This window comes from Rhizobium sp. 05N430 (genome assembly GCF_056396985.1).
In genome coordinates this window covers 26,646-39,268 of sequence record NZ_JBFTMO010000023.1, presented here as the reverse complement: position 1 = coordinate 39,268, position 12,623 = coordinate 26,646, and the positions used below count along the sequence as shown (strand labels likewise).

Sequence of the window (12,623 nt, the reverse complement as noted above, 5' to 3'; positions counted from 1 at the left end):
TGACATCTATGAAATCCCTTCCTGCTGGATATCGAGGCCTCGTCATCGGTGCATCGGGCGGCATTGGCGAAAGTCTGGTTGAGGCTCTGAGACATGATACGAGAGCTGGCGAGGTGGTTGGCCTATCTCGATCGGTTGACGGACTGGAGCTGGAAAAGGAATGGACGCTGCATGCGCACGCGACAAGACTGACAGGCAAGTCCTTTAACATGATCGTGTGCGCTACTGGGGCATTGACAATCGACACTCGGGGACCGGAAAAAACCATCAGGCAAATCGATCGCGACGCCATGCTGAAACAGTTCTCGACCAACGCGGTCGGACCCGCGCTGATACTCAAGCACTTCGTTCCACTGCTTGATAGGAAAGACCGCTCGCTCTTCGTCATTCTATCTGCAAGGGTCGGATCGATAGGCGACAACCGCCTGGGCGGATGGATCTCCTACCGCAGTTCTAAAGCAGCGTTGAATCAGATCGTGAAGACCACGTCGATCGAGCTTGCTAGGACACATCCGAAGTGTGTGATCGTCGCGGTTCACCCGGGCACAGTGGCTACAGCGCTTTCAGCTCCCTTCCGTAACGGACACCAGCCGTTTGAGCCATGGCAAGTATCGCGCCTTATCCTCAGGACCGTAGATAACCTTTCAGCCGAACAGAGTGGATCATTCATCGCCTACGACGGCAGCGAGATCGTCTGGTAGCAGCAATCGGCATGGGGAAGGGTGCAGGCGTGCTACGCATCGACCAAAATCAGCGAGGTCTTCCATGGACTTTAAGCCCGACACGTCAGCTCACTTTCTCATCGTCGACGATGACGAAATCTTTGCGCGAAGGCTTGCACTCGCATTGTCAACACGAGGTTTCCAAACAGAAACTGCAACCACCTTAAAGACTGCGTACGCCGCACTAGCAACCGGAAGATTTGACGTGCTGATAACCGACTTGCGCATCGCCGACGACAGTGGTCTTGAACTCGTCAAGGCCATGCAGCGTAAATTCCCGCAGTCAAAGATCCTAGTGCTTACCGGGTACGGCAGTGTTCCGGTCGCGGTGAGCGCCGTGAAACTCGGCGCAACTGAGTTTCTGAGCAAACCAGCGGACACTGATGAAATACTCGAGGTACTAGGCCTTCTTGAACGCAAACGCGATGAAGGAGATGCGACATTCTCTTCTCCGGATATGATGCGCTGGCACCACATCGTGAGCGTATATGAATCGACGGGGAAGAACGTCTCGAAAACAGCACGGCAGCTCAATATGCATCGGCGCACTCTGCAGCGTCTCCTTATTCGGGGAAAGCCGAAAACATGAAGCGCAGTTGAGATAATGGGATTGCTGTGAGATGAGGCTGATCCGAGCGCCAGATTAATCGCAGAACGATGGCCTGCGAGCCGCTAGCGGCGGGCTCGCACTGAAACGACGTGGAGCTTTATGTCAAGGCATAGCCGGCCGCATCTCTTCTCGGAGCGGCCGGCGTCTGATGTTCAGACTATATGTCTCAACGTATCCACGGCGCAATTTTCGAGTTATCAGTTATGGTGTCCGTCAAGCGTACACACAAACGCGACATTTTTCGATTATTCCGGCATGTCATGAGCCGGGATCAAGCAGCTTCACGATGCCGGGCGGAGCATCATTCTGGATATGACCTGGCAACCGGATGCGATTGAGCGGGCGAGCTCCAGCGCGACGCCCTCGTCGGCGCGAGTCGACACGCATCCTTCGAGGACGACATAAGGTCCGAGAATAGACGCTGTGATCCGCGCGCCGGAAATTCGCCGATCCGCCGAGATCGCAGCCTCTACAGACGCTTTGGTACTGAGGCTCGAAAGACCAGCACCGTGGGAACCGGAATGCCGACTGTCGAATGCGTCGAAGTGCATGATCATTTGAAAGCGCCTTTCGGGTCAGTAAGGTTATGTCAGCCTCGGGTGTTTCTCGTAGCCTTGCGCAGCTTCAACTGCGAAATTCCGGCGGCGACGTTCAGTCCGGTGCCAGCTTCGGCGCTCAGCGGCTGAAGCGCAAAGTTTTTGGCATTGCCACCGACGAGCGCATTTGCGCCAAGACCCAATCCTACAGACGCGCTGGCAGAGGCGCCGACGTAAGTTCCGGCAAGGGCACCATCGCCGATGCGGGTCGGGGCCGTATTAACAACCAGCCAACTCATGTAGCGCTTGCCGGTGATACCAACATCGATCCCGAGCCTGCCGATCGATCCAGTGTAGCGCTCGACCTTTCCGGTACGTTGCTTGAACGAGCACTCAAGCGTACGGCTTGATCCGATGACGAGGCCGACCGCGCCGGCGACTTCGCAGGAGAGTGTCCCCAACCGCTCTTTGGGCTCCTGCGCGACAAGCTGCTTTGAGTGTTGCGGCGCATGATGCTTGGTGACCGCTCCCGCGGATCCTGCGAAAGCCAATGTAAATGCGGCGAACGTTGCGAGAGTACGTTTCATCTAAAGCTCCTGTGGATTTTGATCTATCAGCGCCGTAACGCGCCGAATGCGCAATAGTTCAATGTTTTGGCGCGCACCCAAAGATATATTCAGGATGAGCCAGGTGAGACAGCTGTGATCTCTCGCAGCCTTGGCGTTCAGCTTCCGAGTTGAGCGCACGTTCCTAGCTCATCTTTGGCCGCAGTGTGCAGGTGCAAAAGGTCCTTCCCCATGGCTTCTTTGTGGGTTGCATTTCGACGCTACTTCCATCCCAAACCTGGAACCTGAGACCGCGGGCGCGGCGGTACCCCAGCCCTGCTGACGTAAGCTTACACATTGGCTTCGTCGTCTCATCCTCGCACTCGATTAGACCGGCGTCGCAGGCAATGATGGCCGTCTTGAGTGTTGACCGTGAGATGAGGCAGTCAAGGCTTTGAAATTGAGCGCCCGTTTCCCTGACCGAATTCCGACATCCAGTGGGAACCAAGATCGTTGACGTTGGTTATTCAGTTTCAAACGCATCCATCAAGTGGTGCATCTACTGTCCCCCTCGTTCTCCCTTACGCTGGGGTGCTCCTATTCGGATGATCCTCATGAAGTTGAATTTGGTCTTCTTGCTAATCGTGGTGGCACTCGCAGGCTGTACAAACCGAAGTCACTCAGGCACCATGAGCGACACCGAGCTCTCTCTTCGAAACACTCCTCAATACGGGCGCGCCATCGGGCCTCAGCTTGACGCCCAACGCGTGAGATGACACGTTCTAGTCGTCGATCGCTATTAAGGCGAAATGCCAATCGTGAGGCATGCCAAGTGCATGATTGTACATGGTGCCAGTGATGTCCTCCCTCACCCTCAGTTCGTCGATCAACCAAGCTGCTAAGGGGATTCCTGGAAGCTGACATCGATGAATGGCGCCGTTAAATGGGTGCATCTGTTTTAATCGGAATTCGGATCACGTTTCTTGTTATTATTCTCGTACTGTACCTGGTCCAGCGTTTGCGCATAGACGGCCGAATGCGCCAAATCGTTCAGATCATCGTTATCATTATCGGCATCGTATCGCTCCTGAAGTACCTCGCGGTCTGGTAGCGCCGGGAATCGTTGTCAACATGATGCATATGGTTATCTCTATCTAACGGTCTCGTAGCCATATACCGCTGGCCCATCAGGCATCAGCTCGTCGATCTCGCGTCGGCGGGCTTTTAATTTCTCAAATCCACTTCGGACGAACTGCATCGTCAATTAAGCTGACGAAGCTAGGCAACTCATGGAAACAATCGTCTTCACTCTAGGTGTCATGTTTGGAAAACATCATGCCGGCATCGCAAAGGCATACGGAGAAGCAAGAGAACTATTTGCCTCAATTCCTTGGGAAGACCGAGGCGCGGAGCTCTACGCGCACCCGCTAGCAGCGTTGTCCGTTGTCCTCGCCGTCTATCGCGTTGGAACGCAACAACAGTCCAGCTGACGGCTAGACGGTAAGCGCCCGTTTTCGGGACGCGGGGAGCTTGAGACAAAGCGCCTCAACCTCGTTTATATTTCTCCCCGAGCACATAGTTCACTAGTGGTGTCGGCTGGAACCAGGTCCTGGCACGCCCTCTGCACGGTGTAAACTGCATCGCTACTTACGCAAAGCGGGCCAGCCGTCAGTCGAAGGTCCGCGATGTCATCGTGAGCTGCATCTGCTCGACACGACGTATATCTTTCACGCTTTGATCGTCCATCGACCCGCGCATTCATCAACGATCTCGCAGCTGTGGTGGATGCCGCCCACACCAAATGTAAACACTCGTGCAGTGGCGTGAGCGGGAGTTTTCTCCGGTACAGGGTGGCTTGGCTGGCTTAGAAGCTCTTCCGGAAACCGAACGTAACAGCATCGCTCCGGAAATCGGTAGTGGAAGACGTTCCATCTCGAGCTGTGAAGTCGAAGTTGTCCGCAGCCGTGAACCTGTACCCGATATCGAGCGTCGTGTTGTCGAATAGCGAGACGTTCGAAAACAAGCCAAGTCCCTGCAAATTGATGCCAACCCCGGCATCGAGGTGATATGCAAAGGCCGTGTCGCTGTCATCCATCAATGTTCCGACACCCCCGACGCCTTGCTTGCGCAGATCCAGGTTTATGAAGCCGACGCCGCCGCCGACATATGGGATAAAAGCGCTCAAAGCCCCGTCGGTAGCGAGCGGAACATCGATGTACCCGTTGACATAACCCTGAAATGTCCTTGCATCGCCGTATGAGTTGATGCCACCCAACCCGACGCCGCCGACGCTATGTTCGTCGACGCTGGCAGTGCCATAACCTAGTTCAAGCTCGAGTCGGGGGGATACAAAACCATAAGATCCGAAGTCATAGCCTGCACGAAGTGCGCTGTAATAGCCAACATCGTAGTCCGTTCTGACCGTCCCGCCGGCGAAATCGAAACTTGTGTCGTCCAGAAAATTCACGGAACTCAGCGAACCGATGTAAAATCCAGAGGTCGACTGAACCGAAACGGCCTGCTCAGCGGGCGCAACCAAATCCGCAGCGAAAACCGAAGACGTTGAAGAAACCATAACGGCGAAAAGTGCGGCTGAAAATTTCATGGTAGACCTGCGCTCCATGCCATCGAAAAAATCGATAGCTCCTGACGCAACAACTAGGTGAGACGCGGTCCCCGACCAGATCACCGAGGTTAAGTGTTCGTCCTTCGGAAGTGGCCGTGACAAAAAGGCAACGCTGAATACGCCGGGACGCGACGTTCTCTGCCGCACTTTTGTGCAGGAAGACCACTGCAACGATACCCAAACGATCCCGCCGGCTGAATCTCGATGGCCTGGTCGGGGAGCGATGTCCACGCTGAGGATGACAGAGGGAGACATTGCTGTCGGCCGCTGGCTACTGAGGCTGCGACAGCGCCCTCCTCACAGTTGCAGCAGTAGTGCAAGCTAATAGGATGGCCCTTGCGATCTGAGAGCTTATGGAGGGGCAACAACTGCAGCCCCACAATGATAGCCTACCGCGCCACGCCAATTTGTTCCGACTGGCTTGAATTTTTCGCGGAGCTTCAACCCTTTCGCCGCCTGCTCTGCAACTGCAGATGTCGGTTTGAACGTTCCGGGCCTGAGTACCCTCGATGCTCTGGTAGAGCAGAAAAATGGCGGGCTTTGGCCCGCCATATGCGCTTACATCTCCACTTTGTTGTGGTCACCCAGATCAGGTCTGGTATTGCTAATGGCTGCAGCCGCCATCTTGATATAGCTAATCAAAGTCCCTGGACTATCCCAGTACTCAGCCGAGCTAGGCGTGACCTTCAGGATGCGGATCGACGGATCGTCAGCACTATCCCACCATGCCTTCGCGGGCGTCGACCACAGGTCATGGATCTTGTCGCGATCGTTCAGCACCCGGGCGACCCCGGAGATAGACACATATTTCTGCCCCTTTGCGTCAGCAAATGCCAAGCAGACATCAGGGTGCTGCTCGACTTCCTCGTCCTTGTGGCTCTCGACATCAGTTAGGAAGTAGAAGGCGTTTTCAACTCGCTCGCCATGGGCTGACATCGGCCTCGCCTTTAAGTCAGCGCCGGATTGTGTCGTCAGCATGCAGAAGCCGATTTTTTCGGCGAGGTCCCATACCTTCTCGTTGTCGTGTTCGATATTCGCCATGCGTGTTTCTCCTAAACGGTCTTAGAAAACGGCCGATACCGGGTGAAGTTCCACACCGTGCGCTTTTGCGTTCATCCGATCGATGCACGATGACGGGCAAGCGATTGAAATGAACACAAGCGCGTCGTAATCGCTATCTGACAAGGCCACCAGGGCGACCTTCTCAAGCGCCTTTTTCAAAAAAGCCGATCCGAGAATATCGTGGTCTTCGACCACCTTTATCCGCAATGGAACATCCCTGCGGGTTCAACTGTAGCGAACCATGTTCTCTCAAAAAGCGGCTGAAATCCGGCCCGCAATTTATCCTTGGGCGAAGGTTGATACACTCGTAGTCGTCGGCTGGATCATCGCCAGACAACATACCGCGATCGGCATCGAAGCATGCCTACACATGCCCCAGCGACGCCGAAAACAACTACCATCATGGGCTGAGCAACGCCTATCGCTCGCGTTTTAGCTGTAAGCATTTGATTTTGTTTTACCAAGCTAGTTAGCTAGAGCTTAAAAGGCGACTGCTAAAACTCGCACATGTTCCTCTTGGTACCGTCCGGCATGATAACGACAATCAAGCGCATTCTTTCATGCCGCTCCGGCAATTTCGGGTTGCTCACGGCAGTTCTTTTCATTCCCCTGGTCGGCGCGGCGGGGATGGCTATCGACTTCTCGCATGCGTTGGAAATCCGCACGCAACTCTTTGACGCGGCCGACGCGGCTGCCGTCGGAGCGGTAGCGGAGAAATCCCTGGCGGTCACCCAAGCCATGGCGATGCCGGCTGACGGCTCCATATCGGTTGGCGAAAGCGAAGCACGCAAACTTTTCGCCGGCCAGATGTCTGGGGAGGCTGCTACGCTTCCAATGGATCTGTCTGTGACGGTGACGCGCAATCTGAATAAGGTGACCTCAAACATAGCCTTCAAGACGTCGATACCCACGTCCTTCATGGCCATGTTTGGTAAAACGAGCATCGACATCTCGGGGACCGCTAGCGCGGAATATCAGACGGCATCATTTATGGATTTCTATATCCTTATCGACAACACTCCGTCGATGGGTGTTGGCGCCACCGCGGCTGATGTCGCCAAGATGCAAGCCAACACGACCGACAGCTGCGCATTCGCCTGTCACGATATCGCGAGCGGCAACAAGAGCTATTACAATCTCGCGAAGACACTCGGGGTAACGATGCGTATAGACACTGTTCGCCAGGCGACCCAGCAGTTGACAACAACCGCAAAGAGCACACGCGTTGCCAGTAACCAATTCCGAATGGGTGTCTACACATTTGGCACTAAAGCCGAGGATGCTAAACTCACCACCATTTCGAACCCGACCTACGATCTGGATCAAGTTCGATCCTACACCGATGCTGTTGACCTCATGACTATCCCGAGCCAGGGATACAACAGCGACCAAACTACGAGCTTCGACAGTGCCCTGACGCAGATGAACACGATCATCACGCTCCCGGGGAGCGGGAACACCTCTGCGGACCCCCAGAAGATCCTGTTCTTCGTAGCCGATGGCGTCGGTGACAGCTACAAGCCATCCACTTGCACGAAGAAAACGACCGGTGGCCGCTGCCAGGAACCTATCGATACGAGTTTCTGCGCTCCGTTGAAGGCACGCGGTGTGAAGATCGCCGTCCTCTACACGACCTACTTGCCGCTTCCAAAGAACAGCTGGTACAATACTTGGATTTCCCCCTTCCAAACCCAGATTTCCACCAAGATGGCGGAATGCGCCTCACCCGGACTTTACTTCGAAGTGACGCCGACTGACGGTATCGCGGATGCGATGAAGGCTTTGTTCCTAAGGGTCGTTAAGCAACCGCGTCTGACATCTTAGAACCTGCCACACTTCATCGACAAGCCGATGCCGATCCGCCACCGCGCTGCCAGTAGGTAGGAGTGGCAGCGTCAGGCTACGCGCCACATTCCGATGTCCTGCGCTTCAACGGCAGACGCGTACGCTCTCGGTGTGGTACCCGTCGTCATAGCTGTCCGGGACAGACTGGCGCTGATACCAGCACTGTGGCGGCGGCGGTGAATAGTAGCGTGGCACGTCATTATCGATTGCGCTGCCGATGAGGCCACCGACAAGGCCTGCAGCAATACCGTCCGCAACCAGTCCGCCGTAGTCGCGATGGTGATGATGGCGGTGCCGCTCCGGCGGTGGACCTCCCCAATCTCGATCGTCATGCCAGCCCCGCCCGTAGTACTCCTGTGCCCCCGCTGTCCCAGCAGCCAGCGACACGGGAGCGGTTATCGCGGCGAGGAGAAGTGTCGAGACGATAACTTTCCTGAACATTGATCTGCTCTCCATAGACCGGGTCGGACCCAAGCTCAGTGCGATGGTCATTCCGGAATGAATGGCATTATGGCATTATGCGCTGAATGTCGGCTGAACGCCCTGTTAAGAGATCTGTCAGAATGACATCACGACCGCTTCCGAACATCCTAAAATCACGACAGATGGACTTGGCTCACCTGCCTAGGGCCAAGGGTTGTTCGGTCCCGCGACGTTCTCTCACCCCCACAGCTAGGACTTCCGCAAAAGTTCCGCCGTATGGCTTGCAACGATAAACGTCTTCAGAGCATAGCACCAAGAGAGCGCGGTTTTGCTGCGCAACACTACCGCTTCATGCTAATTTTCGGGCTAGTGCTTCTTTACTTGCTTGCCGGTCGCGAGATAGAAAACACTGATCGAACTCATTGAAATATCTCCGCGTTACGACAGATCTAAACATCAATCTGTAAGTCTGGCCACAGTCGAGATCGCCTCTCCGGATATCCGGTGCCATCACATTTCACATGGTGATGAAGGCAGATATTGAAAATGACGGCCTCCATTTCACTGATCATGCTCAGGATGTTGTGGCCGAGGCTGCAGCCGCGGATGCCATGGAGGATCCGAATCCGGCTCTCTGGCATGCCTTTGCATTTAATGGCCCGGGTGCTGGGTTTGAGCTCTGGGGACTAATCAGGATAATCACCGTTCCGATGGCCATTGGGCGGCAGTGGTTGTACGCGAATTGCTTATGTAGAGATAAGCTGTGGTGTACCAATAGCTCGCGCTAACGCAGCTACCGACGCACCATTAATTCAAAAGAGAAGTTTGTCCCTCTACTTGATGTGAGTGGAGCGGCCGTGTCAGGGGAGGCGATCTGAGCCAATAGACAAATTCGTCTCCTCGACCACCGGGACTTGGAATGACAAGCAAATCGTGCCAACGCAATGGGCGCTCGACGCCACACAGCCGGTGACGGCTGGCTCGCCTTTAGCCATCGACCAAGGCACACATCCCTGAGGCTCCGGCTATCTGGTCTGGCTGATGGCTGCACCACAGCGAACGTTCGTCATGGAAGGCGTTGAAGGACTGCGCATTTTTAGATATGCGGCAACCCACCTCGTCTTGGTGCACACCGCCGCCCGACTGAAGCCGACAGGTGAGGCTGGTGACAAAGAATTGGTAGCGCTCTGGCATGCGCTCCTTCAGCCGGCAGATGCTAAGTGGTAACGTTATAGTCCCAAACCATGTCTCTAACTCGTCCCAAGGCTACCACGTAATCAGTGGTGCCTTGCGCAGCCAGCTATCTACGGCGAGTTGCTGCACGACGAACTCGGCCACATCGGATCGGGCAATAGTGCCACCATGGATGCCGGACAGGTCGGTCAACGCCTTGATGCCGCCGCGTGCTGGCTTGTCGTTGAGCACCGTCGGCCGAACGATGGTCCAGTCGAGTGTGGTTGCGCGGATCGCATCTTCCTGGCGATCCTTGTCTTCATAGACCTTGCGCAGCATAAGCGGCAGCAGTAGCCGGTCGAAGAAAAAACCGCCATGACCGCGGCTGTCGCCGGCACCCAGCCCAGTGATGCAGACCAGACGACGGACCTTTTGCTGCTCCATCACGGCGACCAGCGCGCGGGTCGCCGTCGAGAGGAGGGTGACTTCCTTGAACGGGCTCATGGCCGTGCCCAGCGAACTGACGACCGCATCACAGCCAGCAATGGCGCGGGATAGCACCCCGGGATCGCGGGCATCCCCTTCGATCAGCTCTGCGCCCTTCAGGCCCGAGGCCTTTTCCTTGGAGCGAACGAGGGCGACGACCTCGTATCCCTTTGCAAGGGCCCTGCCGACGATCAGCCGGCCCGTGGCGCCTGTTGCGCCCAATACCAGAATTTTCATATTAAACCTCCGAAGTTGTGCTGATCGATGGGACGCATCCACGCGCCACTGATGAGGGAAGTTACTAATCGTGTTCGGCGATCCACCGCGCCGCAGCCTCCGCCGTATCCTCTGGACGGGTGTTGAATGCGATCGCTGCCCTCGGTGCATTTTGGTGGATCGCGTTGACGACCTTCTCGAAGAACGGCAACCCCTTGGGCGGAATGCGCATGCCACCACCGATCACGACGCAATCGTAATCCACATTTGCCAGTTGCGCCGCCAGTGTTTCGATGCCGCCGTCATCCGGCGCGATCATGCAGATATCGGCATCCCAACCGCGGTCGGTCATGGTCGCCTCGGCAATATCGATGCCTGCCTGGATTTGCTTGGCGTCAAATCCCGGTGGCAGGGAGGGATCGGAAAAGTCGACCGTTTCCGGCTTTTGGCCTACAAACAATACGCGTGTCATGATCAAGCTCCATGGGGTGAGTTAGAGAAGATAGTATCGACGGGGGCGTCGAGCCGCATGATGAGGAAACCAGCGATGGCGTTCAGAGATATCTCGGCTGAACGAAACTGGCCCAGGGAGGATTGGAAGACATGCGGCATGCCCTTCCAAACCGACAGAGTGACCTCCCCGCCTGCCGCTTGCGCCCGCTCGGTGTAGCGGATGGAATCGGAGAATAGCGCCTCATCGTCACCGACATCGATGCGAACAGGCGGCAGACCGTCGAGCCTTGCATAGATCGGCGATGCCCCGGGGTTCTTAGCATCCTGGCCTTGAAGATACATATCTGCGAAACCCTGGAGTACGCCGCGCGTAAAGATAGGGTCTGCCTCGGCCCTGGTTTTGAAGCTCTCGCCGGTCAACGCCAGGTCAGTCCACGGCGACATCACTGCTGCGCCGACTGGTAGCACCATGCCCTCGGTCGTGTCAGAGGCGAGGATCGACAGCAGAGCAAGCGCCAGACCGCCGCCGGCCGAGTCGCCCGCAAGCACGATCCGTTCGCCACCCTCGGCGACGAGGCCGCGATGGACGGCAACCGCATCGTTGATGGCGGCCGGAAACGGATGCTCGGGCGCAAGCCGGTAGTCGGGGAGGAAGGCATCGGCGCCAACGCGGGCGGCGATCTGGCTTGCAAAATTGCTCAGCGCCTGAGCCGAGCCGAGCACATAGCCGCCACCGTGGAGATAGAGGATGCGCGCACCTTGCCGTGCGTTTGGCACGCGGAGCCAGAAGCCGGCGATGCCGCCGACTGTCGCGGCCTCTACCCGGACATCTGCCGCAGCAGGTGTTGCGGCAAACATGGCGTCGAACATCGGCCGCGCCTCGGGCCCAAGCGGCTCGCCCTTATGGGCGGAGGCGGCCTGTCGCATTGCCGCGACAGCTGGAGCATCTTCAGGCGCAAGGGGGTGGATCGTCATCATGGCTGGTCTCCTTCGTTCGATTATGGAGTGCGATCCGGGATTATCCCTTCGCCCACTGGGCAGCGGCATCCCTGGCAAAGGCGGAATACGAGCGAGGAGCGCGGCCGAGCAGCTTGCTAAGGCGTGCCAGATCATCAGTTGTCGCCACCGCACCTTCTGTCTGATAGCGGCTGAACATCAGGCGCAGGTCAAGCGCGTGCCAGGCGGGCAGCATGGCCTTTGCGCGCTGCTCCATGGTGACGAGATCGTCGCCGCCGTAACGGATCGTGCGGCCGAGCGCCTCGCTCCAGATGGTGGCGATCCCTTCGCCGGTTAGACTGTCCGGACCGACCAGAGCATAGGTCTCGCGGCCAAGCGGGGTCGGGGCCTGTTCACGGCGGACCAGCTCGATCGCCGCGGCCTCGCCGATGTCGCGGATATCGACCATCGACACGCCATTGCCGCCGATTGGAGAGGCATAGACGCCGGCTTTCAAAAGTCCGTCTTTCTGACGAAGATCGTTCTGGATGAAATAGGCGGGACGCAGAACCGTCACGGGGAGATCATGCGCCTCAATCATGCGCTCGACCGTGTACTTGCCGGCAAAATGCGGCACGTCGGCATAGGCGTCGCCGCCGAAGACCGAGAGATAGACGATGCCCTTGACGCCCGCCTCACGGGCGACCGAAAGCGTCAACATTGCCTGGGTCAGTTCATCGGCGACATTCGGGGCGAGCACGAACAGCGTGCTGACGCCTTCGAGTGCCGTGCGCACCGAGTCCGGATCGGCGAGATCACCGCGAACTGCCGTCACGCCGGCGGGAAGCTGCGCGGTCTCGGGCGAACGTGTCAGGGCGCGAACATCGACGTCGCGCGTTTGAAGATGGGCCAGGACCTGCGCCCCGATAGTTCCTGTGCTGCCTGTAACGAGAATGCTCATGTCGAAAATCTCCTTGTTCGTCAGGTTGG

General features: G+C 56.9%; 13 protein-coding genes. 4 read left to right on the top strand and 9 right to left on the bottom strand.

All coding sequences use genetic code 11. The features are described 5' to 3' along the window. The first annotated feature begins 8 nt into the window (after positions 1-8). Both AC1DJO_RS27725 and AC1DJO_RS27720 read left to right on the top strand, forming a co-directional pair. Positions 9-701 carry an SDR family NAD(P)-dependent oxidoreductase gene (locus AC1DJO_RS27725; RefSeq protein WP_112390629.1) on the top strand — a complete coding sequence of 231 codons (693 nt, stop codon included), beginning with the start codon at positions 9-11 and terminating at the stop codon, positions 699-701. 64 nt (positions 702-765) lie between these two features. Then, entirely contained in the window at positions 766-1,311 is a 546-nt protein-coding gene (locus AC1DJO_RS27720) for a response regulator transcription factor (protein WP_112390630.1), read from the top strand. Between the two features lie 610 nt (positions 1,312-1,921). Here AC1DJO_RS27720 and AC1DJO_RS27715 read toward each other — a convergent pair. Next, complete coding sequence (locus AC1DJO_RS27715) at positions 1,922-2,455, bottom strand: DUF992 domain-containing protein (RefSeq protein ID WP_112390631.1); 534 nt, start codon at positions 2,453-2,455, stop codon at positions 1,922-1,924. Between the two features lie 901 nt (positions 2,456-3,356). Between AC1DJO_RS27715 and AC1DJO_RS27710 the strand changes: the two genes are divergently transcribed. Beyond that, positions 3,357-3,524, top strand: a complete 168-nt coding sequence (locus AC1DJO_RS27710) for a Thivi_2564 family membrane protein (RefSeq protein WP_112390632.1) — start codon at positions 3,357-3,359, stop codon at positions 3,522-3,524. Positions 3,525-4,277: 753 nt separating this feature from the next. Here the strand turns inward: AC1DJO_RS27710 and AC1DJO_RS27705 are convergent. From AC1DJO_RS27705 to AC1DJO_RS27695, 3 genes are all read right to left on the bottom strand, one after another. Beyond that, the gene (locus tag AC1DJO_RS27705; protein WP_477973927.1) at positions 4,278-5,018 is read right to left on the bottom strand and encodes an outer membrane protein; all 741 of its coding nucleotides are present in this window, start codon (positions 5,016-5,018) and stop codon (positions 4,278-4,280) included. 579 nt (positions 5,019-5,597) lie between these two features. Continuing rightward, on the bottom strand, positions 5,598-6,080 hold the full coding sequence (locus tag AC1DJO_RS27700; RefSeq protein WP_112390634.1) for a pyridoxamine 5'-phosphate oxidase family protein: 483 nt from the start codon (positions 6,078-6,080) through the stop codon (positions 5,598-5,600). A 21-nt stretch (positions 6,081-6,101) separates the two neighbouring features. Then, positions 6,102-6,296 carry a hypothetical protein gene (locus tag AC1DJO_RS27695; RefSeq protein ID WP_148194378.1) on the bottom strand — a complete coding sequence of 65 codons (195 nt, stop codon included), beginning with the start codon at positions 6,294-6,296 and terminating at the stop codon, positions 6,102-6,104. Positions 6,297-6,632: 336 nt separating this feature from the next. Between AC1DJO_RS27695 and AC1DJO_RS27690 the strand changes: the two genes are divergently transcribed. Then, a complete protein-coding gene (locus tag AC1DJO_RS27690) occupies positions 6,633-7,925 on the top strand; it encodes a TadE/TadG family type IV pilus assembly protein (protein ID WP_112390667.1) in 1,293 nt (430 codons plus the stop codon). A 105-nt stretch (positions 7,926-8,030) separates the two neighbouring features. Here AC1DJO_RS27690 and AC1DJO_RS27685 read toward each other — a convergent pair whose 3' ends face one another. From AC1DJO_RS27685 to AC1DJO_RS27665, 5 genes are all read right to left on the bottom strand, one after another. Beyond that, positions 8,031-8,387, bottom strand: coding sequence for a hypothetical protein (locus AC1DJO_RS27685; RefSeq protein ID WP_477973926.1), 357 nt, complete (start codon positions 8,385-8,387; stop codon positions 8,031-8,033). 1,248 nt (positions 8,388-9,635) lie between these two features. Continuing rightward, the gene (locus AC1DJO_RS27680; protein WP_112390639.1) at positions 9,636-10,265 is read right to left on the bottom strand and encodes an NAD(P)-dependent oxidoreductase; all 630 of its coding nucleotides are present in this window, start codon (positions 10,263-10,265) and stop codon (positions 9,636-9,638) included. A 64-nt stretch (positions 10,266-10,329) separates the two neighbouring features. Beyond that, a complete protein-coding gene (locus AC1DJO_RS27675; protein WP_112390640.1) occupies positions 10,330-10,716 on the bottom strand; it encodes a hypothetical protein in 387 nt (128 codons plus the stop codon). 2 nt (positions 10,717-10,718) lie between these two features. Continuing rightward, a complete protein-coding gene (locus AC1DJO_RS27670; RefSeq protein WP_112390641.1) occupies positions 10,719-11,675 on the bottom strand; it encodes an alpha/beta hydrolase in 957 nt (318 codons plus the stop codon). A gap of 40 nt (positions 11,676-11,715) precedes the next feature. Further along, on the bottom strand, positions 11,716-12,594 hold the full coding sequence (locus AC1DJO_RS27665) for an NmrA/HSCARG family protein (protein ID WP_112390642.1): 879 nt from the start codon (positions 12,592-12,594) through the stop codon (positions 11,716-11,718). Positions 12,595-12,623 lie beyond the last annotated feature (29 nt).